Below are 23,671 nucleotides of genomic sequence, written 5' to 3'. Positions count from 1 at the left end.
CTTAAATATTTCCTTTCATCTCCGCAAGGCGATCCTGTATGTATGCGAGAGAAGAAATCTTCGCCTTAGTTTCTTCAACATTCAGTATGCGGGTGTTATTGGAATTGAACTCGGAAAGTGTCACGCGATTCTCATCACCCTCCTTGAAGAACTTGTCATAGTTCAAACCACGATTGTCGGCAGGCACACGGTAAAAATCACCCATATCGATTGCCTTAGCGCATTCCTCGTTTGTGAGCAGGGTCTCGTACATCTTCTCACCGTGACGGATACCGATAACTTTAATGTCCTCTTTCTTGCCGCCAAACAGCTCGCATACAGCTTCAGCCTGTGTCTGAATGGTGCAGGCAGGAGCCTTCTGAATGAGCAAATCACCGTTTTCGCCGTTCTCAAAAGCAAACAGAACAAGGTCAACAGCTTCTTCTAATGACATTATGAAACGAGTCATCTTAGGCTCGGTCAGAGTAATTGGCTGACCGTTCTGGATCTGGTCGATCCACAGCGGAATAACCGAGCCACGGCTGCACATAACGTTGCCGTAACGAGTGCAGCAGATCTTGGTATTGCCGGAAGTTCTCGACTTAGCAATAGCGACCTTTTCTTCAAGCGACTTCGAGATACCCATAGCATTGATCGGGTAAGCAGCTTTGTCAGTTGAGAGGCAGATTACGCTCTTGACTCCAGCCTCAATTGCAGCTGTTAAAACATTATCAGTTCCGATAACGTTAGTGCGAACAGCCTCCATAGGGAAGAACTCACAGGACGGAACCTGCTTAAGCGCAGCCGCATGGAATATGTAATCTACGCCTTGCATCGCTCCACGAACAGACTCTAAGCTGCGAACATCGCCAATATAGAACTTGATTTTGTCTGCAACTTCTGGCATTGTAGCCTGAAAGTGATGTCGCATATCATCCTGCTTTTTTTCATCACGGCTGAAAACTCTGATCTCACCTATATCGGTTTTCAAAAATCGGTTTAGAACGGCGTTACCAAAGCTTCCAGTACCACCTGTTATCATTAACACCGCATTTGTAAAACTACTCATTTGTACTTCCTCTCCTTACTTTTGTAATTAATGATCCAAATAATTGCTTTTCGTATTGATTAAGGCCAAATAATAATAAAAATCCACAATATAGTATGACCATAATAAATGATTTTAGCAAAAAACATAATAATCCACTTGCTAAGAATTGATTTATAATAAATCCAATAATAATTATTATTCCAGCGCAAGGAATTATGCCTTTAAATAACATTTTATAATAATAAATTAAATTCATACCGATTTTTTTTATAAAAATAAGATTTAAAACCACAACATCTCCTAACAATACAGAGATAAACGTTCCAATCGTTGCGCCTATCAACGGATTCCATTTTATCAAGACAATTGTCAATAAAATGTTGCACAACACAATGGTGATTTTTAAATATGATTGTTCTTTATGTGCATTCATTGCCCATAATACTTGCGTTCCAACTGCCTCAGTTAGTACAAATATATTTACTGTCATAAGTATTATAGCAACATAATATCCATTTATATTCTCTTGTCCAGCCCATAACTTTATGAATTCCTTCCCATTTACTAAAAAGACACTCCATATTAGTGCTAAAACTATTAGTATAATACGACCTATTCGGATCATCTCATCTGTTAATTGTTTGGCAGATGCCTTATTCTCGACCATTTTTACAATTCCGGGCATTAGAACACCAGTAAAAGCAGAACCAAAAGTCTGAAAGTACTGTACTATTTGAGTTCCAACTCCATATACTGCTAAAATGACCGATGAACCAGTAACCAAAGCTCCAATTAAAATCTGATCAACAGTCGCATTAATCTGAGTAGCAATCATTTGTAATAAAATAAGTGATGAATAGATGATTATTTCTTTTACAAAAGATAATTCAATACCTTTTAAAGTAGGCACCAGTTTAATTACACATAATACATATAATACATAGTAAATACGACATAACACAGTCATTATCAAGTTAACACTGACGATTCCTATACTACCCATTCCTGCTTTTAGTGCAAAATAAGTTACGATCATTCTCAAAATAATCTGTATTATTGCAGAGCCTTTTGAAACAAAGAACTTTTCATATGCAATGATTACATTATTGTATGCTGCAGTTCCTAAGGTAATAGCAGAATTTATCATTGTTATACTTAATAATTTTTGACCAAGAACTACTTCATTAGTGGATAAACCTTTTGAAAATGCTCTTGGAAAAATGACTACTAATATAATTCCTGATAATAAAGCAATTACTGCAATAATAATATAATATAAAGTTACAATTCCCAAAAAACGCTTTTCCTGTATTTTATTTTTATTTGTTTTGAATTTTGCTATATAACGTGTTACTGCATTTCCAATTCCCAAATCAAGAAGAAGAAGATATGTATTAATTGCAATTGTCAATTTGTAGACACCATATTCGGCTTGACCTAAAGTCCTAATTATATATGGTGTTAGTAATAGTGTTGAAAGAGCTTCGAAAAAGATTAACACATATGATAACAATACACCTGTTGTTCTTTTCATTACTATCCTTCCTATAAGCAATTAGTTCTTATTAGCACTCTATTTTTCAATAATTCAAATAAATATACAATTTACTTTTAAGACATCAAAAGCACTCTTAATTACTCTTAACTAACATTTTCAACTATTTTATGTTCTTCTGAAGAATTGGTGCTTATTCCATAAAAAATAAACAACATAAAAAAAGGGCGCCATATAAGAGATTCTACTGAAAAACAAATAATTAGAACAATATAGAAAAAAAAACCACTCTTAATTTTTTTGCAAAACCTAAAATAGCAATATAACAGTAGCAAAACATACGGAATTCCAAAAACTAAAGCAGAATCAAATATAGAATTCCAAATGGTGGTTGTAATGTTTTCTCTTCCAGTAAAAGTATATCCCCAAAGATATGCTTTATAACTACCAAAAACAAATTGAAGTTGATTAAATGCCACTCTATTTTTTATATATTCACTATTGAATAGTTTATCTGTTAAAAAAGATGTTTTACTTACTGCTACAATAAATATTATAAATCCAAGCAGTAAAAACAGAATGTTTTTGCTTTGCTTGTTTGTTACAAAATAACCAGTTACAACAAGAAATAATACAAAGAGTCCAGTCGCAGATAACGTCGTAATAATCGTAAAAACTAAAACTAAAATTTTCATACGTTGATATTTTACTGTCTCATTTTGTAATAACAAAAATAGAGCAATATTTAAATAAGCTTGATAGACCCCAGGTTCCCAAAATATACCTGAATTTCTTATAGAAAGATTATTAATTGTCCATCCTGTCTCTTCCCAATATACATAAATATAAGCATTATAATATGTTAGATTCAAATCACTACGACTTTCAGAAGGAAAGTATCTAACAAAAGATGGATAAATGAATCCAATAGCATAAAATATTAATGAAATCAAAGCTAAACAAACCATTATTTCAACATAAATGGCTTCAAATTGTTTTTTACTAACTGTTAAACAAATTATCATGGCACAAATCATTTGCAATAATATAGCAATATAAGATGAAATATCCATGAAATTGTTTGTTAAGGCACTAAGAAAAAAAACAGTGATTGTTATCGAGATAAACAATATCCAGTGTGGTTCGTACTTGATTCTTCCTTTTTTTATTAAAAGAAATATAATGATTTCAAACAGCAAGAATAGTAAAACCGAAATATCATATTTACTCATTACAAAATAATTACCACTAAGATATATTGCAAATATAATTGAAATGATAGTTAATACGGTTTCATTCTTTTGTTGATTAACTTTATTCATATCGTATCCTTAATTAACTTAAGCAGCTTTTTGGATTGCGCATCCCATTCTTTTGAGTCATGAGCAAGATGCATGGCATTTTCAGTCAATACATTTAAAGCATTATTACTCATATTCATTATCATTTTTACTTTCACTTTAAAATCATCAAGCGTATCATCATAAAACACCACTGCATCATTATATTCTAATCCTATCGAAGGCAATTTAGTCACAAGTATCGGAGTATTACTACCCAAATATTCAATTAGTTTTGAGGGGAACGCAACTTGATTAATAGGGTGTGTTATCGGGTTTGGACAAATCAACAAATCCGCTTCATATTGAGCAGATATTGCTGTGTTAAAATCAACTGGTCCGTGATATATTATTTTAGTATTTCTATCTGCTCTTTGCTTAACTTTTACTTGATCAACACCTGAACCATAAATATGCAATAATGCACCTTGAATATTTGATTGTTCAAACATATCAATTAAGCGTAAAACACCAGAGTGCTCATGCAAAGTTCCTGTAAAAACAATATTAAAATTCTTTTTATCATAATACACTCTTGGCTTTTCATGTTTAATGGTTTCTATTTCATCTAATGATATGCCACCATCAATTACAATATATTTAGATTTAATTTTATTTATTGTTATAAATGACTTGTTTAAAACTACGAGAGCATCTGCTGCATAAACAGATTTCATATAGGCATTTTTATTATATTGATATATTTTTTTCCACAACATACCTTTTCTTGATGTTGTTCCTTTATACTCCGGAGGATCAACAACCATACAGATATATTTAAAGTTGAGAAAGTGTCGTAAAAATCTTATTGAGGCTGTTAATCGTCCATCCCCATTATAAGAAATAATACAGCACTTTTCATGACTTTTTAAGCAAAGTTCTTTCAAAAGAGAACAAAAAGTGTGAAATCTAATACTAATCTCTTTATAGAATTTAATATTTATAAAGGAGAGTATCGAAACATTCAATCCATAATAAAATGGAAGATTCTCATTTCGAGAAAAAAACACACTACTCTTACCTGGCCACCCCCTACGAGCTGGTACAGAATAGATTTTCAATTTTATTTTTTTATCCTTAGCAATACCTTTAAGCAACCCACTTTGAAAGTTATTAGCTGCTACTGACGTACTAGGATAATTATTTATATAATCATTTGGAACAATAGTCCCAATGTATATTACTTTCATGAATACCCTTCCTACTTATGTTTATTATCGTTACTCTTACTTCCTAGTATGTTTATATGTGCCTTAGCCATGTTTTCTATTGTATATTTTTCAATAAATTCTAAAGACTTTTTACCCATACATTCATATCCTTTTTCAAAAACCTTATTAATTGCACTTGATGTTGTAAAAACATCTTCTATTGGCACTACATAACCATTTTTTTCGTTTTTAACTAGTTCAGTTCCGGCTATGCACCTATCTGTGGTAACGACCGGTAAACCATTAGCCATAGCCTCATTTATCACTAGTCCCCAAATATCTTCTCTAGTTGGCAATAAGAAAATATTTGCAGCTTGATAATACTTTTTTAATTCATCAGGTTTCTTAAAGTCTACAAAATGCACATTATAAGCATCAAGTCTTTTTTTTAGTCCTAAATATTCATTTTTGGGTTTTCCACCTACAATATAAAAACCATAGCTCTTGTTCAAAGCCGCTACTTTAATAAAAATATCAATTCCTTTTCGTGGAATCATTTGACCGACACAAAGTATAACCTTATCTTCTTTTATCCCAAGAGTTTTTCTAAGGTCTCTTTTTAAGTTTAAAGGAATTGTGTTTTTTAAAACATTTTCTTCACTTATTGATGTAAAAGGATATCTAAATATAGCATTTTTCTTAGCGCCATAAGTTAAATAATAATTATCATGGACTTTACTTGTACTAAAACATCCTTTAGCATGAGAAATAATGTAAGTTTTAACAAATTCTTTTAGATTTTTTTTCTTCTTTGCAAAAGCTCCATCTCCTTCAATCCAATAAGGTATTTTTTTCATTCTCATATATAAAACAGCAATTATTCCTGTAGGAGATGAAATGTTAGAAACAATTATATGATCATATTTAGAGTTATTTAAAAATGATATTACTCTAAAACATAAAGCCTTATCAGTATTTATTGATTTTCCTCCTAGAATTACGCCTTTGAAATTCGAAAAAGAATATTTTTTCCAAGTTTCATCACGTTCATCTGATGAACTTTTTTCAAAAAGAACTGTTAATTTGCAGTGTTTGCCAAGTTCATTAAAAAAATCCACTCTATATGGTGATGGAATGTTCGAAATCCATAAAATTTTCATTTATACCACCTAAAAAACAAATATTATATTAAGCATTCTCAAACATTATGATTAATATCAACTACGAGCTGAGAATATAATGATTGTGTTTTATGAAATGATTTACAATTATTTTTATTATAAGAATAACCCTTATTAAGAATTTTCCTCATATGATTGGCTAAATCTCTAGCATTGTTATAGTTAAAGAAAAGTGCATTTGAATAACCGGCTAGGGCTTCGTGCGAGAATGGCAAATTTGATGCAATAATAACACAATTCATCACTCTTGCTTCAACAAGCGGAAGTCCACATGTTTCTAAATATGAAGGAAAAATCAATATACTTCTACTATACTTTTCTAGTACTTGTTCATACGGTAGATCTCCAACAAACTTTATTGGGAGCTGAGTAGCTTTTTTTTGCAATTCACTTGCATATTCGTTGATCGTAGGATCAATCGTAAAAACTACCTCAAAGTCCTTAATGCCTGATTTTTTTAGAATTTTCACAGCCTCAATAACTACTGAATGATTTTTGTACTGCTGCGCTCGCGCAGGATAAAAAAAACATCTGCTATTCATTCCAATATATTCCAAATCCGGAACATCATTTTTGGAAATAGTTATAGGAACAACTGAAATTTTTTTCTCATTTATGCTCAGCCATTTCCTTGTAGCTTTCTTTATCCAATCAGTTTGAACATAAATATGATCTGCTCTTAAAAGACACAAACGATAAATATTACATATGATATGTTGTCTTATTGCAAGACTTCTTTCACTCCTACGAAAAAAAGAAAACCTAACTGGACAATACTGTAATGATTGATGCAAATAAACAAGTTGTCTATATTTAGAAAAAATAAGAGGGATGTTTTGTAATGAAAGTACATAATCAGGCGAAATCTTGTTTACTTCTTTATTAATGAGAATTTGTTCAAATAATAACCGTTTAACCATACTCATTTTGGGAAAATAATGTACAATAATGTTATTACAAGATTTAAATTCTTTACTTGATACGAACAAATGCCATTCTATATCATCATTATTTTTTATTATACTACTATATAAATCATTTAGAACAAATAATCCTCCCTTATCCTCTGCAGAAACATCGTATATGACTACTTTCATTATGATTCTCCCTTTTCTAGTGTATAGTAAATAAAATAAATCATTAATGCGATTCGCACTTCAGAATGAATAATAACTTATTTGACAACTGTTCAACTATCCTCTGCTTGATTAAATGTTTTAGCAATACATTTTGTTACATCTCTCCCTATATAATAATCAGGTTTACCACCACGAATTGCAGTTGATAACTGTACTAATTCATAACGAATTCCTTCGCCTTCAACGGGATAAAAATATCTTTTGTTTTCAGCAGAATTCTCATATCTTAATTCAAAATAATCTGTTTTCCACCAAGGCGCAGGGATATAAGCATATCCTTTCGTTCCAGATACTATTAATTCGCTTTCAGATTTTATATTCATACCAACTTTTACAGTAGCAGTTGAATTTTTATATAAAAAGTTTAGCTTTGTAAAGCCATCCAAATATGGATAATCTTTAAAAGGAATCGAAAATACATCTACAGAATTATAATCTGTACCAAGAATCTGAAATACAGGAAGCAATGCAGTTGCTCCCCATGCTTCTAATGATCCCCACTTCAAACTTTTGTCACCATAGTTTTCAAAAGTACTTAAACTTGTACATGTTGCGTCTACTGAAGCTATTTCCCCAATTTTGCCAGCTTTCAGTAATAGTAACAATCTTGAATATGCTGTTAAATATGCGGTTCTATTTCCTTCCATAAGAACACATTTTTGTTTGTCCGCCAAATTTAATAATTTTTCACATTGCTCTTCGGTTAGTGCTAAAGGACTTTCACAAATAACGTGTTTTCTATGTTCAAGTGCTTCTTTACATTGGTCAAAATGATTTTTTGGATGAGAATGGATATATACAGCATCAACATTATCTAACAATTTTTCATAATCATCAGTTATAAGTTCGATATCATTAACAATTTCTTTAAGTTTCGAAAGATCAGAAGAACAAAGTCCTATTATTTCAATAGAGTTTACATACTTACTCTCTCTATAAAACTTATTTAAAAATGAAGAGTAACCAACTAACCCCAATTTTACTTTAGAAACTGATGATCTTATTTCTGTACTAGATATACCTTTTGTTCTTGACAAATAAACAACTTCACAATATTCATTTAGATAGTCAAAATATCCAGTCCAGTCAGATCCAACAGTAAAGATATCAATTCCATATCTTCTTATATCGTCAATTTTTTGACCTTCGTATTCTTCAACTATAACTTCATCTGCAATTCCAGTTGCTTTTACTGCTGCTACTCGTTCCATCAAAGACTGTTGATTATTGATTTTACCACGAGTTTTATCATAATCATCTGATGTTACTCCTACAATTAAATAATCACCTAAAGCTTTTGCTCTTTCTAATAATCTAATATGACCATAATGAAGTAAATCATATGTACCATATGTAATTACCTTTACCATAGTAAATCTCCACTATTTATCAATTTCATAAAGAGCATCCAAGAATTTTTTCATGTATTTTTTTTCACCTATTGATACCCTTAAACAATCACCGAACTCTCCAACATTTGAATATGTCTTAATTAGAATTCTCTTTTCATTTTTCATACGATCAACTATCAACTGGGAATCAGTTTTAGGCTTGATAAAAATGAAATTTCCAGCTTCCCCCTTATGTGGATATTCATTCTTATCTAATTCACTAATCAAATAATTGCGTCCCTCTTCAAACTTACTGATAAGCTCTTTTAACATATATGGAGATTCAAGAATCGCTTCGGCAAATCGCATTGCAAAAGCATTTGTGTTGTGGGGTGTACAAAGTTTTTGAACCATTTTTACTCCTTCAGGCCATCCTACAACATAACCCAATCGACAACCAGCCATAGAAAACAATTTTGAAAAAGTACGAGTTACAAAAATGTGTTCATCACTAAGTGCATATTTAATAAAGGTTTTAGGATAAAAGTAGTGATAAGCTTCATCTACTAATAACGTAATTTGCTTATTCTTTGCAACCTTTAAAATCCTTTCAAACTCATCAGCTGAATAAACATTTCCCATCGGATTATTCGGATTCAACAGTATTAATAGCTGTGTATCCTCTGTCATTTCTTTGATTATGTTATCCACATCCATACTTAAATCTTCATTGTATGGTACTTTCACAAAATTTCGTCCATACATTTCAGAATAAACTTGAAACATAAAATATGATGGAACAACACCAACGATTCGTCCACCTTCAGAAGTAAATGCTTGAATTATATATCTAATACCCTCAGCAGAACCATTTACAAGACAAAGGTGAGAAATATCTGTTTCCAAATGTTTTGCAAGAATCTCAGTAAAGTGTAGCGTTTCAGGATACTGTGCAATAAAAGAAGAATCAACGCCAGATAGCACTTCATCAATAAATTCCTGCGGTAATCCACCAGGGTTTTCATTAAGATCCAATCGAAGATAATCTTTTCTTTCATTTTGATCGAATATTCTATACAATGATTCAACCCTATTATTCAGATAATACATAATCATAGTCCTTTCTATGGATTAGCTCTTCTCACTAATCAAACGAAAAATACCATCTATACTCATTTTCACTAATCATCTTTCCACCGTTTTTTTCAATAACATTTTTGGAAGCAGGATTGTATTTTTCAACACTAAGCAGTATTTCATTAACCTTTAATTCTTTTGCTTTATCTATCAAAAGAGCCAGTAATTTGGTTGCATACCCTTTACCTCTATAATATGGGTCGATTGCATAACCTATATTTCCACCGATTTCTCTTGAATAATTGGTTAATCTGTGGCGAATTTTTCCGAATCCTACAGGGACATCATCGTCAAACAACCAGAATATAGTTTGCGGAACATAATCTTTCGGAAGATTCTCTCCTCTTGACCAATCATCCTGTATTTTTAACCATTCTAAATATTCTTCGTAAGAAATACCATGTGCTGTATTTTTAAATTCATTTTCACACGAACCTATTCTTTGAAGCATTTCATATACTTTATAATCATCTTTTATTGACAATTGTTCTAGTTTTATCATACTTAACCTCAAATCATGAATTCATTTGATTGGCATGTGAACGCACTCTATATTTTTGACTAGGAGGGGTCATATAATCTGTTCCATATACAGTCTTTAAAATATAATCCCAACTTGTAAATGTTCTTAATAATTGATCTTCAAAAATTATATCTGTATACTTATTTCCAATTGTTTTTTTATCAAATCTGTACTTCAAATATGAAAATGCTGCATTGGGTATAGAATACATAGATGATTGTTGTCTTTCATTTCGAAGAGAAATCGTCCTATACTTTTTTAGCAAGGATGATCTTGAAAACAAGGACCCTATAATTCTAGTACCCCATAACATTACTTGATATAATTTAGAGATTTCCTTTTCAGATTTATACTTTTTTAGCATTCCTTGAAGTATTTTTAATTCGCTTATCTTAATCTGAAAGCTGACTGTATTCTCAGGTGCATTTGACAACCAAAACAAATCAATAAATGCACCGTTTTTTTCATTTCTTCTTCTAAAACGAGGAACCCACGCATCGGTAGTATCAATATAGTACTTATCATTATTTTTCATTACCCTTGCTAGCTTAACGTACTCGCGATATACCATAATTACGTCAGCATCGTCATCCCAAGGAATAAATCCTTTCTCTCTTACCGCACCAAGAAGAGTTCCGGCATACAATGAATAATCTATTTTATTTTTCCTGCAAATACTATCAAAACATTTTAATAATTCAAGCAAATCCTCGTGAACTGATTGTAGTCCATACTCGTTTTTTTTCATTTCCATCATTTTCCTTCAACCTATTACGTCAGAGATAATTTTGTTATATTTATCTATTTGCATTTTATAGCCTATCTTCTCCGCAAGCATTCTTGTTTTTTTCCCTTTTTGAGCAAGATAGTCTTTATTTCTATAGATTTCTAAAACTGCATCATTTATTTCTTTAACTTTTGGTGACACAACTAATCCCAAATCATTATTCATTATCAAATCAGCTATATCGGTATTCTTATCAATTGCCGTCAAAATTGGACTACCTGCTGCAAATATGTCAAATATTTTATGAGGACAAGCCATTTTCATAACGCCTTGACCGACACTAACATATTCAATATCACCAAAACTATACACTTCTGATATTCTTTCAGGAGGTTGAAGAGGCAAAAGTTTAACGTTTTGTATTCCCTCATTTTGTATTTTTTTTAGGATATCATCATGACAAATACCTCTGCCAAATATTACAAACTCGATATCTGAATAATCTTGTAATTCTTTTGCTGCATCTATCAATATATCTATTTTTTGCAAAGGACCTAAACTTCCTGCATAAGAGATAATAAACTTGTCTCTACTGATTTCAAACTCGTCAAATAGTTTATTATCTTTTCTTTCTACGTGATGAAGTTTATCCACATCAGCCCAGTTATAAATAACATTTACATTTTTCTTATTAGTCTTATTGGATTTGATTTGATCAGCCATTGTTTTCGATATGGTGATAATTTTCGTATTGCCATCATATATGTATTTTTCCATTTTTCTCAAAATTAAACCAATAAATGTTTTTTCTATATTAGGTTTTATTGAGAAAAGACTGTCTGGGAAAAGATCCTGTGCAATATAAATTGTTCTATTACCTTTTTTTGCGAGCTTTCTTCCAATCAAACCAAGAAAAGGCGGTGTACTATAGAATAAATAACAATCTGCTTTATGTTTTTTTAGCTCACGATAAATAGCTGCAGTTAAATGAACATATTTAATTCCACGAGCTGCAAGCGATGTCGGATCTTTTTTTCTTGAGCCAACTCTAATTATCTTAAAAGAAGGTGAAATTTTTTCCTTTGGATGCGATAATTGATGTTCTCTGTATTCATCTGATACATTAATATTGGCATATCCGCTTATAACAGTAACATCAATTCCCGATTCAGATAAACCTTTAGCAAATAAATACGGCCATGAAGATGTTCCTCTTATTGTGCCAGTAACAAATACAACTTTATGCATTATTATCCTTCCGTATTATTGATTATTCTGTAATTCCTGCATAGCATCTTGTATTTTATTAACAATACTAGTGCTATCCATACCATACTGCTGCCTTAAATACTTTTGATTGCCAACACGAATGCTATACTCATCGTTAAGACCAATACGTAATAGTTTTGCTTTCTTATCATTCATTTCAGCCATAACCTCAGCAACAGCAGATCCAAATCCTGCTACAATGTTATGCTCTTCAACGGTGACAAGTAAATCATATTCCATGCTGATTTTTTCAATCGTTTCTTTGTCAATAGGTTTTACAGTCGGGAATGTATAAACTGCAGGATTATATCCTTTATCTCTCAACTCATCATAAGCAGCGGTTACTTCCTCAAAGATCGCACCAGTCGAAAAAATAGCAATCTTTTCTCCATCATGAACCTTTATCGCCTTTCCAATCTGGAAATTATCAATACGATCATGAATACGTTTTTCTCCACCGCGTCCAAGACGAAGATACGCTGTTCCGTTATAATTTGCCAAAGCCTTTGTACATTCTTCGGCTTCAACGAGATCAGCTGGTGCCATTACAACAACATTAGGTAATGCTCTTAGAATAGCTAGATCCTCAGTCGCTTGATGGCTCATTCCAAGTGAACCATATACAAACCCTCCGCCGATACATACAACTTTTACATTAGCATTATGATATGCACAATCATTTCTAATCTGTTCTAAGCAACGGAGTGTCGGGAAATTGCCTATACTGTAAGTAAAAACGTTCTTTCCTTCAAGAGCCATTCCAGCTGCCACAGATGTCATGTTTTGTTCGGCGATGCCTGCATTGGTGAACTGATCTGGACACTGTTCCCAAAAAGGTTTTAATACACCAAATCCAAGGTCACCAGTTACAAGCTCTATATTTTTATCTTCCTTAGCAAGCTGTACTAAGGTTTTAACAAATGTATCTCTCATAGCAACCTCCTTACAGCTTATGCTCACGTTCGCCGCTTCCAGATTTAGCTTCAACACGTCGCATTATTTCAGGATACGTTGTATTCCATGTTGATGAAAATGTATGATCATTACCAATGTCATCATCTTCCGTCGGCATTACTGGATTCTCAATACCATTAGGCGTATAAGGATCAATGATTCCATCTGGCTTAACTTTATGCAGTTCATTCACAGCAGTATCATACTCCCACCCATCATGTGGAAATCTGTAGTGCCAAAGAATATCATTTTGCATAAACGATATTCCATAGCCTTTTATTGTATTTGCAATTATGACTGTAGGCTTATGTTCAGCAATTTTAGAGTTTTCATCTGCATATCTGAAAGCCGCTTTTAATTCGTTGTGATCATTGCCATTAATTTCAACAACATTCCATCCAAAAGCTTTCCATTTTGCTCCGAAATCTTCTATTTCAAGAGTATTCTCATTAAAATCAAGACTCTGCATATGGTTGTGATCAACTATTGCTACAAGATTATTTAACCTGAAGTGATTTGCAAAGAGAGCTGCTTCCCAAACAGAACCTTCATTGCATTCACCATCACCAAGAACAACATAAACTTTGTGATTTTCATTTTTATCTTTCTTTGCTGCATATGCCATACCTACAGCAGCTGATAATCCATGTCCAAGCGAACCGGTAGAAAAATCTACACCTGGAAGATGATGCGACACATGACCTGACAGACGGCTTCCGTTTTGGTAATGTGTTTTAAGTTCTTCAACAGGGAAGAAACCTTCCTCCGCTAAGGCTGCATAGATACTCGCTCCTGCATGCCCTTTTGAAAGAATAAATCTATCTCTGTCTTGCCACTTAGGTTCTTCCGGTCTATACTTCATTACATCTGCATATAAAACAGCCACAACATCGGCAACAGACATAATTGCACCTATATGGCTTCCCCCAGACAAATGTGTCATTTCAATACCATGTCTCCTGATTAACCAGGCTAACTGTTCGCTTGTTTTTTTCATATTATCCCTCAATTTCCAGATACTTCGTCAAGTATCTTTAGCTCTTCATCAGTTAAATTCCAGTCCAGACCTTCAATATTTCCTAATATCTGTGATGGACGTTTAGCACCTACAAGAACAACAGAATCATTAAGCCAGTCTAAGATAAACCTTATAGCTACCGCACTGATGGGTTTGTTGTGTGCTTCTGCAATAGGTTTCATTGCTTCGACAATGTTAAGATTTTTCATTAGTTTTTCTCCATGAAAATTCACATAAATGTCTCTGCTTCTCCTATCATTCGTGCCAAATGAAGTGTTCTTATCATATTTTCCTGACAAAATACCTTGGCCTAAACTCCCCCATGTTAAAGGCGATATTTGAAACTCTGAACTCAAAGCCTTAAGTTCTTCTTCATTTTTTCTGCAGGCGAGACTATACTCATCCTGAACACTCACAAATTTACCGATGAACGGCTTGATTTCTTCATAATCAGATTCATGGATATTTGAAAGACCATAGTATCTGATCTTTCCTTCTTGTTTTAACCTATCGAGTGTCTCAACAACATCACCCAAAGGAGTTTTATTATCTCTGTAATGAATCTGATAAAGATCAATATAATCAGTATTAAGGTTTCTTAATGAAAGCTCTAATGCTTCTCTAATATATTGTGGACTGTTATCATAATACGTTGGACCGTTGCCTGCTCTAACACCAAATTTATCCGCAATAATAACGTCTTTTCTCTTATTACCCAAAGCTTTACTTAGTGTTCTTTCACTTTGTCCAAGACCATATGTATCAGCAGTATCAAAAATTGTTATACCATTATCTAGTGCAGTATGAACTGCATCAATCAATTCTTGTTCCTGAACATCGCCCCAACCGTAGCCGCCCATAGGACAACCACCCATACATAAGCGAGAAACTTTGAGATCAGAATTTTTAAGTGTAACGTACTCCATGTTTTTTCTCCATCTTTTATCAAAAGTATCAATCTATCGATGTTCTTTCTTTACAATAAAACCGAATGTCTTTTCAAGGACTTTCCAAATCGTAGTAAAAAATATTTTGCAATCAGTTATAAAACTTACATTTTCAGCATATTTAATACGCAACGCATTTTTCTTTTTTAGAACATACTTTTCGTACATCTCATCAGCATTCCCGGAACCGACTATCTCATCAAGATTTATGAACTCAATGGAACTAAAGTCTGTTACTCCCGGTCGAACTTCTAAAATTTCCTTCTCTTTTCCTTCATATTTATCGGTATATTGAAGCAATTCTGGTCTCGGACCAATAAAACTCATCGTTCCAATAAGGATATTAATAAGATTAGCTGTTTCATCTAATTTAGTCTTTCGGAGAAATCCGCCTACTTTTGTAATTCTCGGATCGTGATTTGCAGTAGTACCACCTCCGATTTTATCAGCATTCTTTACCATAGTCCGAAATTTAAAAATATGGAATGGTTTGTTTTTATATCCGCCTCGCAGCGGTCTATAAAACACTGGCGGTCCATCTTCTGCAATAATAGCTACACTGATAAGAAAATAAATTGGCAATGCGACTATCAAAAAAGGAAATGCCACCAATAAACCAATAGCCCTTTTAATGCATCTGTTGTATATACCATCGTATGCTTTCATCTAAACTCCTCAATTCGCAAGTATTTTATATTATTCTCATTATCAATCCTAAATCTTCAGAAAGTATCTCTTCAAATACTCTTCATATGGCGCTTGAGAATAGACCAAGCCATCTTCTGGATACCTATTAAACCAACATAAATCTCCTGGTTTTTGAGGCGTTTTTATTGTCAATATATCTTTTTTTTAGCATCTTCCAATAAACAAATGTGATATAAAATGATCTCGATACTCTTGATTCAAAAAGATTTCAGTTATCTTACACGGTGACGACTCAAATTGCGGAATAGAACCAAGTTCGTTGTTAGCAGTTTGTAATAACCGCTCTTTCATCGTTTCTCCATGACGGATAATTCCACCAGGAATATGCCACCCTGTGCCACAGTATTCATCGTCACGCCAAGACAGCAAAACTTCTTCAAATTCATTTACTACAAATAAATCTACATTGATTAACGGAGTGACTGAAGAAATGTAGAGAAACTCTTTTTCAGAAAGATCTTGACTTTTCATATTAATCCCCGTTTTAAAAGTACGTCTGCTCTTCGCCGACCCAGTTAGTCTCATTGACCCTGGCATTCTCTACAAGCGTTATTATGATCTTGTTGCCATCAGCACTTACGTCCGTGACAACAACGTTTCTATCAAAATCATAGTTTGCAAGTTCCTCGCCGCTTTTGAACTCACGCTCGGTGTCACCGTATTTCACGATGACGGGCGACGAGATCTTTCTTACAAACTGCTCGACCCTATAAGTCATAAAATCTCACCAATTTATTTCCCAAACTAATAAAATTTGTCAAAAGCTCCATAAAAGAGCCTGAAACCGCCATCACAGAACACCTTTGACGAATAGCTGACGAATAGCCGTCATCATTTTGCGCTTATTCTTGTTGTAAAGCATTATTCCCATATAATCCCAACAGCCCGAAGCTTCTCGATCCTATCAGAGGACATCTTTCCGACTTTATATAGATGTTTTTGGCTTGTGATCCAAGAATACAAATCAACTCCCGCTTCCGTTTTCATCGCAATAGGTATCTTAGAATGTCCATGTTCATCATAGAACGTTTTCAGTGCCTTGTAATTCTCTTCCCAGCGTTCTTCTTTTATTGTCATACCTTTAAATCCGAGAGAACGCAGTTTGTTGATCTGTTCTTCTGACAGTGATTTTCCTTTTCGTTTGCCTTTGTAAATTTGTTTCTGCTCATTGAGCCATTTATTCAGCCAAACACCATCCTCAACGTATGTCGGCGGTATATTTAAATCTCCATGCTCATAGTAATACTTTTCCAATAACCGAAAACAGGAATCCCACTCATTTGCCCTTGATTTATTCCATACCATGCCTATTTTATTCAGCATGTCGATCTTATCCTGACTTAGTTTGCCTTTACCATACTTCTCACGGCATTTGCCAAGAAAAATCCCAAGCTTGTATCCTTCGGAAGTTACATAATGAATTGAAGCATCAGCTGCACCATGTTCATCAGCATATTTTTTAGCTTCTTCATAGCCGCGGTCCCATGCAAGCGCTGCCTTTGATTTCCATCGCATTCCGATAGCATCTAATCTTTTTATCTGATCGTCAGTCAACTTTCGGCTGCTTTTTCTTAGGTCACTAAGCCAAAGACCAAGCTTCACTCCATTCCAAACAGTTCTGTTCGAGACTTCCAGATCACCATGAATTCTGTAATAATCCAAAGCCGCTGCATAGTTCTGTTCCCATATAAAATCTATATGATCCCAAATAATACCAACCTGTTCAAGAGCCTTTTCTCTCTCTTCTGTAAATAACTCTGATCTTATTCCCGATTTACGGTACCTGCGTATCATAGCCAGCCACCTGCCCAGTTCTACGCCTTTGTAAACAAAATCATTTGAAACCTTTAAGGAACCGCCATTTTCAACATATTCCTTATATGCGGAAAAATTTTTATTCCATGAAAGGTCTGCTCTGCTTTCCCATCGCATTCCGATCTCATCAAGCAGTTCTATCTGCTTTTCAGTAAGTTCGCCTTGCGCTGTACCGTTTCTTATATCCCTTTGAAGCGCCACCCAGTTCATCAGGCTTGTTCCATAGTTTTTATAATATGACCGTGGAAAAACAAGCGAACCATGTTCCTGATAGTATTTTTTGGCTTCTTCATACATATAGTCCCATGAGCGGCTCAGAACGCCTTCAAGCTCGTCAAAAAGCTGCCTGCAATCGGCAACCTCGTCTATGACCGTGAAATGATCGGTCACGATCTCCTCGCCGTTTCCATTGTATCGGTAATAGGTGATCGCTGCCTCCATCTCGTTCCTGATGCCGTCGATGCTGTACAGGTTTTCAATATTGTTTACAACATCAAAGATCACAGGTGTTGTTTTTTTGTTAGCAGAAAGTGTTCTTCCGATCTGCTGTTTATATACAATTGGAGATACAGTCGGGCGGAACAATACCACGCCCGAAATATCATCAATGTGTATTCCCTCATTCAGTGCGTCGATACAGAACAATAGCCGTAAATGGCTCTCGTCGGTGTCATTTACAAAATCCTTAAAAGACTTGCTTGAACCCGCGTCACCAGAATAAACAGAATAGACTTTAGGTTCTTTATCGACCTTGCCAAACCATTTTGAAACATATCCCATACACTCTGTCATAGTATCATAACAAGAGCAGAATACGATATATTTTCCTGTGCGGTTCTCCATGTGCTTGCTGAAGATCTCGTCAAGCCCGTCCGCATTTTCAATCGTGCGGCGCAGTGCGTTCAGATATTCATCAGCCACCTCACGCATTGTCGTATTATTGATACGGCTTACACTCTTTTCATACTTTTCAAGCTCTTTCTCATAAGAAAAAACGGAAAGCACATACTTGGGTGCGTTGAGGATTCCTCGCACAATAGCCTCGCCAAGCGTCATCTCGGATGCGATATTTCCATCAAAAAGTTCGTCCGCCATATCACGCTGATTATCAAGGTAGCGGATATTTGTGGCAGACAAACCAAGCATCAGAACATCGGGGTAGAGCTTTAAAAGCGTTTCTATCCCCTTAGACCAACCTGCCGCGCCTGTTCTGTGGTACTCATCGAAAATGACCGCATATGGCTTTATCTCATCTATCTCGCTTTCACTCATATTCATGAGCTTAGCGTAAGTAAAAAACTTGATGTTCTCCGGCTGCCAGCCACCCGAAACCTCAGCAAGGTTTTCAAGCTGAGTTTTGAAGATATAATCCGACGGAGAGAGCCAGCATATCGTCTTGTCGGGATTGTCCTCGCACAGCTTAAAGCCGATAAAGGATTTTCCCGTACCTGTCGGGTGAATGACAGCAGCTTTGCCGCTTTTGGCAAGCATAGCAACTGCACTGTTGTATGCATCTAAGTTGTGCTTAAACAAATCAAGTGCCATGCTATCACCCGCTTCTTATCTAAAGACCTCTGCAAATAGTCGCAAGCAAGTTCGCCTGCTCATCTGTCAGCTTACCCTGCCGTTTCTTCTGCATCTGAGTACAGCGCCACTTAACAAGGTCAAGGTCATTATAGCGATCCTTACTCGCAGGGTGCTTCCCGAACTTTTGCAGGTACTCCATGTAACTGTCGTAGTACTTCATAAAGACTTCGTTTTTGCGTCTCTGACGTATATTTTCAAGCGGTATGCCAGCCTCTTTAAACCGCTCGACGCGGTGCGCCTGCATATTTCCGGCTAAATACAAAACGACCTGACTTTTATACCATTTTCCCAGCTTGTATCCATCAACAACCTCATTGATGCCCGGCAGGCTGCCATACTCTTTGAAATAGCTTCTAAGCCTATTGAAAGCGTTCAACCACTCTTCTTCATGTTTGTCCCAGGTAAAACCAATCGAATCAAGAATCGCAATACGTTCTTCCGACAGCTGCCCGCGATACCTTGCGGTACGCTGAGAGTTCGCCCAAACGTATATAACCTTTAATTCCGGGTCTGACTTTACATCGGCATAATTCGGGAAACGTCCATGCTGCTTCACGAATTCGCCGAGCCTATCACAGTTATCCTGCCAATACTCTGCCATACCCTTAGTGATCTCGCAACCAATCGCAATAAGCTTTTTGGCTTTGTCTTCCTCAAGCGTACCATTGCGGTACTTGTATTTTTGCGTTGTGACCCATCTGTACAGACTTGTCTTGTCCGAACCGAACTCCGATTTTTTCGGGAAATGCCCCAGCGACTCTACGATGGACTTTAGTTCTTCATAAAATGTCTGCCAGCTTGCTTCATTGACATCCCAAGGAAAATCAATGCTGTTGAGCTTGTCAACACGATTCTTTGACAGCTTGCCCTGATTGTTCAGAGTTCGCTGCTGATTAGCCCATTTGCCGATCAGAACTCCCTCATAAGAGGTATTTCCGTCCGGGAAAGCATGATACTTCTCGGCGTACTCTTTGAGCAGCTCGAAGTTGAAATCCCAGCTGTTTGCGAAGGTGTCATTGAGCTCGTTGAGTATCTCACGAATGTCACAAACGTAGTCGTAAAGCTCAAATTCGATCTCATCATCGTAATCGCCCTCGCCTCGGGCTATTTCCATGAAACCTGCGTACTGCTGTGCAGTATCGCCTGTCTCATAGTTGTTTACAATATCAAAGATCACAGGCTTCTTCTTTGAATCGGAACAAGCCAGCGCACGTCCCAGCTGCTGATAGAAAACATTTGCACTCTGCGTAGCACGAAGCATGATGACCCCGTCCACGTCGTCGAAGTGAACGCCCTCGTTCAGCATATCAATGCAGAACAGCAGCTTTAATGCATTACTGTCCTTATCACTCCTGAACTCCTCGAATTGTTTGTCCGACGCGCTGTTCTGCGCGTAGACCGTGTATTTATGAATATCGCGGTTGACTTTCGTGAACCACGAGTCGCATTCGCTGACCATTCTTTGAAGCTGTTCCACGCTCGGACAGAAGACAATGAACTTGCCCGCCTTGTTGCGGATATGCTTCTCGAATATTTTTTCAATTCCGACATCAAGTTCGGCAATCATCGACTTTGCTTTCCGGATCTTACCCAGCAAGGCACTTTTCAGTCTCGGATTGCCCGACTGCTCGGCTTTCATTTCAAGCTGTTCTATGTCACCCCTGAAAGAATACCATGAGGTAACATATATCGGCAGTGGAAGTATCTTTCTGCGAATTGCCTCAGCCAAACTCATGTTCACGGCATAGACACCGTTAAACAGTTCGTCCGCCATGTTGCGTCCGCTGTCGAGGTAGCGTATAGGCGTTGCCGACGTTCCGAACACTTTAGCGTTCGGATTGCTGTCAATTAATCGTTGAACACCAATGCTCCAACAGCTTGCGCCGCAACGATGCATTTCGTCCAGTATAAGGTAGTCATATTCCGAGAACGCTTCGGTCTGAGCCAGCTTTGTGTAGGTGAGGAAATCGGTTTTTTTAAGAGAAATGTTATTTCCCTCCGCAAGCGACTTCATCTGCTCGAAAATGTAAGTTGAGGGAGAGCAGACCGCAAAGCGTTTATCAGCATTATCCTCGATGAGCTGCATAATGAGATAACTCTTGCCTGTTCCAGTAGGCTGTACCGCAGCCACTCGCTGCTCTGTCTGAAAAAGGCTAACCATGTTCGCATAAGTCTCACTATTGTGTTTATGCAAAAACATAGTCCTCACCTTCTCAGTTGTCTGGAAATTTTCGACGTTATTCTTTTCGCAAATCAACTTATTTCAAGAAAAGTTCAATAACAAAAGTTATTTAATAGTGGAAACGCTAGGAACTAACGATTTTTAGCCACTTTCATACTTTATAATTATAGCATTTATTTGTTTCATTGTCAAGAAGAAAGTGATTGATTCGTGAATATGATAGAATTTACATAAGTTTCACGCCATAATTTGATAATATTTGATCTTGGAGGAGTCAAAATGAGTACAGGAACCACATATTTACGCAAAGACGGACGTTGGGAAACAAGGGTTTCCCTCGGAGTTGTTGACGGCAAACGTCAGACAAAGTCGTTCTACGGACGCACAAAAGAGGAAGCCGAGGGCAAGATGATGGCTGAGGTCATGAACGGTATGAGCTTTCAGATAACGGGACTTACCGTCAAGGCACTGTGTATGGAATGGCTGTCGGTCAACAGCCACAGGGTCAAGGTATCCACGCAGGCTAATTATATGACAAAATTAGAAAAGCACATTCTACCGTACTTTGGCGATAAAATGTGCTATGAGATCACTTCAAAAACAGTCTATGGGTTCATACAGGCAAAACTCGATGAGGGGCTTTCTGCGGGGTATGTTTCCAACATTCTCGTACTGCTGAAAACTATTTTCAAGTACGCGCAGAAGGAGTACCACATTCTCAATCCCTTTGACAACGTCATCATGCCCAAAAGTACAAAGTCCGAAACTCGTCTGCTGACGAAGAAGGAGCAGAAAAAGCTGAAGGAATACCTGAAAAGCAACGTCAATACAGCCACTCTCGGCATTTCTCTTGCAATTTCTATGGGGCTGCGCATAGGTGAGATCTGCGGTCTGACGTGGCAGGATATTGACTTCAAGTACCGCACCTTGACTGTCAGGCGGACGGTTCAGCGTATTCGGGTGAAAGGCGAAGCAAAAAAGACGAAGATCGTCATTCTGCCGCCAAAAAGCAAAAGCTCCTTCCGTGAGATACCTATTCCCGCGAACGTGTTTTCTATGTTGAAAGACCTGCGAAGTACGCCCGAACACTACATATTGAGCGACAGCACCGAGCCTAAAGAGCCACGAATGATGTACTATGACTACGTCGAGATCCTGAAAGAACTCGGTCTCCCGTCCGTTAAATTCCATAGCCTTCGTCACGCCGCAGCTTCAAATGCGATAGAAGCCGGATTCGATGTCAAGACGCTTTCCGAGGTATTAGGACACTCGCGGATAGAAATGACAATGAATTTGTATGTGCATTCCAACATGGACAGGAAGCGCAAGCTGATGGACAAGCTGGATTTAGATACCTAACGTCAATTATTCGTCAAAAAACCGTCGGGGATAGCTCCATAAAATGGCGCTATCCCGCGATATTTCGACGTATTGCCGCAAATTAAGTTGTTTTGTTACAAACCGAAATAGCACTTAACCGCGCTATTTCGGTGTTTTTTATTTTTCAAGCAGATTTATTATCCGTTTTCCACACTTCTCGGCATACTTCATCGCCTTAGCCGCCCCGCCGCCTTTTTCAACAGCACAGATCACAAGGTCACTGCGGTCAACCATGCTTTTGTTTCTCTCAAAGATAGCCGCTTTCGGATGCGCCTTCGAGGATTCCTCGCAGATCTGAATTTCGTCATAATAGGCTTCATAGCTTTCACGATTATCGCGATACTCCGCCCGTTCATACGGCAGCACCAGTATCAGCGACGCATTTCCGCAGGCGTAATCACGGATTGCTTTTCGTACAGTTGAAGCCGCCAACTGATCGAAGTCGCCGTCCCTGCCTGCAAGAAATTCGACGTACTCTTTTGAGTTTATCAATTCCCGCAGGATCGTAATCAGCCTTTCCTCCAGCGCAAACATATTCGGCAGTTCCCTATGCCCGAAAAACGTCACCGTATAAATATTCATGCCGCACCGCCCCAGAATCCGCTTAGGAAATCCGACGAAATTTTTACCGTCAACTTGCTTTTTGAAATTCGATAAAGTATAATAAATGCGTGGGGTTTTTGACTTTTCGCAAAGTCTGTGATTTCAGGGCGAAACGGTTCAAAAGCCCTATATTACAGGCTTTTTGTATTTTCCT

The 23,671-nt window shown here is 36.3% G+C and carries 21 protein-coding genes; 1 reads left to right on the top strand and 20 read right to left on the bottom strand.

What is annotated here, in order from left to right; translation table 11 throughout:
• Position 1: 1 nt before the first annotated feature.
• The 19 genes from BM265_RS00190 to BM265_RS00100 form a co-directional block, all read right to left on the bottom strand.
• On the bottom strand, positions 2 to 1,048 hold the full coding sequence (locus BM265_RS00190) for a polysaccharide biosynthesis protein (protein WP_074959475.1): 1,047 nt from the start codon (positions 1,046 to 1,048) through the stop codon (positions 2 to 4).
• A complete protein-coding gene (locus tag BM265_RS00185) occupies positions 1,041 to 2,564 on the bottom strand; it encodes an oligosaccharide flippase family protein (RefSeq protein WP_074959474.1) in 1,524 nt (507 codons plus the stop codon). The genes BM265_RS00190 and BM265_RS00185 overlap by 8 nt, the downstream gene beginning before the upstream one ends.
• Positions 2,565 to 2,671: 107 nt before the next feature.
• Positions 2,672 to 3,847 (bottom strand): hypothetical protein, encoded by a 1,176-nt coding sequence (locus BM265_RS00180; RefSeq protein WP_074959473.1) that lies wholly within the window; start codon positions 3,845 to 3,847, stop codon positions 2,672 to 2,674.
• Positions 3,844 to 5,055 (bottom strand): glycosyltransferase, encoded by a 1,212-nt coding sequence (locus BM265_RS00175; protein WP_074959472.1) that lies wholly within the window; start codon positions 5,053 to 5,055, stop codon positions 3,844 to 3,846. The genes BM265_RS00180 and BM265_RS00175 overlap by 4 nt, the downstream gene beginning before the upstream one ends.
• An 11-nt stretch (positions 5,056 to 5,066) precedes the next feature.
• Entirely contained in the window at positions 5,067 to 6,176 is a 1,110-nt protein-coding gene (locus BM265_RS00170) for a glycosyltransferase family 4 protein (protein WP_074959471.1), read from the bottom strand.
• Between the two features lie 38 nt (positions 6,177 to 6,214).
• Positions 6,215 to 7,294, bottom strand: a complete 1,080-nt coding sequence (locus tag BM265_RS00165) for a glycosyltransferase (protein WP_074959470.1) — start codon at positions 7,292 to 7,294, stop codon at positions 6,215 to 6,217.
• Positions 7,295 to 7,386: 92 nt separating this feature from the next.
• Complete coding sequence (locus tag BM265_RS00160; protein WP_074959469.1) at positions 7,387 to 8,706, bottom strand: Gfo/Idh/MocA family oxidoreductase; 1,320 nt, start codon at positions 8,704 to 8,706, stop codon at positions 7,387 to 7,389.
• A gap of 12 nt (positions 8,707 to 8,718) precedes the next feature.
• The gene (locus BM265_RS00155; RefSeq protein ID WP_242940737.1) at positions 8,719 to 9,702 is read right to left on the bottom strand and encodes a pyridoxal phosphate-dependent aminotransferase; all 984 of its coding nucleotides are present in this window, start codon (positions 9,700 to 9,702) and stop codon (positions 8,719 to 8,721) included.
• A 109-nt stretch (positions 9,703 to 9,811) separates the two neighbouring features.
• Positions 9,812 to 10,306: a GNAT family N-acetyltransferase gene (locus tag BM265_RS00150; protein ID WP_074959467.1), complete on the bottom strand. Its 495-nt coding sequence runs from the start codon at positions 10,304 to 10,306 to the stop codon at positions 9,812 to 9,814.
• A 13-nt stretch (positions 10,307 to 10,319) separates the two neighbouring features.
• Positions 10,320 to 11,084 carry a LicD family protein gene (locus tag BM265_RS00145; RefSeq protein WP_081358314.1) on the bottom strand — a complete coding sequence of 255 codons (765 nt, stop codon included), beginning with the start codon at positions 11,082 to 11,084 and terminating at the stop codon, positions 10,320 to 10,322.
• 6 nt (positions 11,085 to 11,090) lie between these two features.
• Positions 11,091 to 12,302 (bottom strand): glycosyltransferase family 4 protein, encoded by a 1,212-nt coding sequence (locus BM265_RS00140; RefSeq protein ID WP_074959465.1) that lies wholly within the window; start codon positions 12,300 to 12,302, stop codon positions 11,091 to 11,093.
• Between the two features lie 15 nt (positions 12,303 to 12,317).
• Positions 12,318 to 13,256: a transketolase family protein gene (locus tag BM265_RS00135; protein WP_074959464.1), complete on the bottom strand. Its 939-nt coding sequence runs from the start codon at positions 13,254 to 13,256 to the stop codon at positions 12,318 to 12,320.
• A 10-nt stretch (positions 13,257 to 13,266) separates the two neighbouring features.
• The gene (locus tag BM265_RS00130; protein WP_074959463.1) at positions 13,267 to 14,274 is read right to left on the bottom strand and encodes a transketolase; all 1,008 of its coding nucleotides are present in this window, start codon (positions 14,272 to 14,274) and stop codon (positions 13,267 to 13,269) included.
• A gap of 8 nt (positions 14,275 to 14,282) precedes the next feature.
• Entirely contained in the window at positions 14,283 to 15,170 is an 888-nt protein-coding gene (locus BM265_RS00125; RefSeq protein ID WP_074959652.1) for an aldo/keto reductase, read from the bottom strand.
• An 84-nt stretch (positions 15,171 to 15,254) separates the two neighbouring features.
• On the bottom strand, positions 15,255 to 15,908 hold the full coding sequence (locus BM265_RS00120; RefSeq protein ID WP_074959462.1) for a sugar transferase: 654 nt from the start codon (positions 15,906 to 15,908) through the stop codon (positions 15,255 to 15,257).
• A 186-nt stretch (positions 15,909 to 16,094) separates the two neighbouring features.
• Complete coding sequence (locus tag BM265_RS00115; RefSeq protein ID WP_074959461.1) at positions 16,095 to 16,421, bottom strand: NUDIX domain-containing protein; 327 nt, start codon at positions 16,419 to 16,421, stop codon at positions 16,095 to 16,097.
• A 13-nt stretch (positions 16,422 to 16,434) separates the two neighbouring features.
• Positions 16,435 to 16,668, bottom strand: coding sequence for a hypothetical protein (locus BM265_RS00110; RefSeq protein ID WP_074959460.1), 234 nt, complete (start codon positions 16,666 to 16,668; stop codon positions 16,435 to 16,437).
• Between the two features lie 143 nt (positions 16,669 to 16,811).
• Positions 16,812 to 19,310, bottom strand: coding sequence for a Helicase associated domain protein (locus tag BM265_RS00105; protein ID WP_074959459.1), 2,499 nt, complete (start codon positions 19,308 to 19,310; stop codon positions 16,812 to 16,814).
• 19 nt (positions 19,311 to 19,329) lie between these two features.
• Entirely contained in the window at positions 19,330 to 21,552 is a 2,223-nt protein-coding gene (locus BM265_RS00100; protein ID WP_074959458.1) for a Helicase associated domain protein, read from the bottom strand.
• 261 nt (positions 21,553 to 21,813) lie between these two features.
• Here BM265_RS00100 and BM265_RS00095 point away from each other — a divergent pair, with 261 nt between their 5' ends.
• Complete coding sequence (locus BM265_RS00095; RefSeq protein ID WP_074959457.1) at positions 21,814 to 22,893, top strand: tyrosine-type recombinase/integrase; 1,080 nt, start codon at positions 21,814 to 21,816, stop codon at positions 22,891 to 22,893.
• A 138-nt stretch (positions 22,894 to 23,031) separates the two neighbouring features.
• On the opposite strand, the gene BM265_RS00090 is transcribed toward BM265_RS00095, so the two are convergent.
• Positions 23,032 to 23,496, bottom strand: coding sequence for a hypothetical protein (locus BM265_RS00090; protein WP_074959456.1), 465 nt, complete (start codon positions 23,494 to 23,496; stop codon positions 23,032 to 23,034).
• Between the last annotated feature and the right edge of the window lie 175 nt (positions 23,497 to 23,671).

Source organism: Hominimerdicola alba (assembly GCF_900112155.1).
GTDB classification, from domain to species: Bacteria; Bacillota; Clostridia; order Oscillospirales; family Ruminococcaceae; genus Hominimerdicola; species Hominimerdicola alba_D.
The sequence above is the reverse complement of the archived record's forward strand: the minus strand, read 5'-3'. Positions and strand labels throughout refer to the sequence as shown.

Coding starts and splice junctions, on each gene's coding strand:
- BM265_RS00190 (WP_074959475.1), bottom strand. CDS start 1,048: ATGAGTAGTTTTACAAATGCGGTGTTAATGATAACAGGTGGTACTGGA.
- BM265_RS00185 (WP_074959474.1), bottom strand. CDS start 2,564: ATGAAAAGAACAACAGGTGTATTGTTATCATATGTGTTAATCTTTTTC.
- BM265_RS00180 (WP_074959473.1), bottom strand. CDS start 3,847: ATGAATAAAGTTAATCAACAAAAGAATGAAACCGTATTAACTATCATT.
- BM265_RS00175 (WP_074959472.1), bottom strand. CDS start 5,055: ATGAAAGTAATATACATTGGGACTATTGTTCCAAATGATTATATAAAT.
- BM265_RS00170 (WP_074959471.1), bottom strand. CDS start 6,176: ATGAAAATTTTATGGATTTCGAACATTCCATCACCATATAGAGTGGAT.
- BM265_RS00165 (WP_074959470.1), bottom strand. CDS start 7,294: ATGAAAGTAGTCATATACGATGTTTCTGCAGAGGATAAGGGAGGATTA.
- BM265_RS00160 (WP_074959469.1), bottom strand. CDS start 8,706: ATGGTAAAGGTAATTACATATGGTACATATGATTTACTTCATTATGGT.
- BM265_RS00150 (WP_074959467.1), bottom strand. CDS start 10,306: ATGATAAAACTAGAACAATTGTCAATAAAAGATGATTATAAAGTATAT.
- BM265_RS00145 (WP_081358314.1), bottom strand. CDS start 11,084: ATGATGGAAATGAAAAAAAACGAGTATGGACTACAATCAGTTCACGAG.
- BM265_RS00140 (WP_074959465.1), bottom strand. CDS start 12,302: ATGCATAAAGTTGTATTTGTTACTGGCACAATAAGAGGAACATCTTCA.
- BM265_RS00135 (WP_074959464.1), bottom strand. CDS start 13,256: ATGAGAGATACATTTGTTAAAACCTTAGTACAGCTTGCTAAGGAAGAT.
- BM265_RS00130 (WP_074959463.1), bottom strand. CDS start 14,274: ATGAAAAAAACAAGCGAACAGTTAGCCTGGTTAATCAGGAGACATGGT.
- BM265_RS00125 (WP_074959652.1), bottom strand. CDS start 15,170: ATGGGTGGTTGTCCTATGGGCGGCTACGGTTGGGGCGATGTTCAGGAA.
- BM265_RS00120 (WP_074959462.1), bottom strand. CDS start 15,908: ATGAAAGCATACGATGGTATATACAACAGATGCATTAAAAGGGCTATT.
- BM265_RS00115 (WP_074959461.1), bottom strand. CDS start 16,421: ATGAAAAGTCAAGATCTTTCTGAAAAAGAGTTTCTCTACATTTCTTCA.
- BM265_RS00110 (WP_074959460.1), bottom strand. CDS start 16,668: ATGACTTATAGGGTCGAGCAGTTTGTAAGAAAGATCTCGTCGCCCGTC.
- BM265_RS00105 (WP_074959459.1), bottom strand. CDS start 19,310: ATGGCACTTGATTTGTTTAAGCACAACTTAGATGCATACAACAGTGCA.
- BM265_RS00100 (WP_074959458.1), bottom strand. CDS start 21,552: ATGTTTTTGCATAAACACAATAGTGAGACTTATGCGAACATGGTTAGC.
- BM265_RS00095 (WP_074959457.1), top strand. CDS start 21,814: ATGAGTACAGGAACCACATATTTACGCAAAGACGGACGTTGGGAAACA.
- BM265_RS00090 (WP_074959456.1), bottom strand. CDS start 23,496: ATGAATATTTATACGGTGACGTTTTTCGGGCATAGGGAACTGCCGAAT.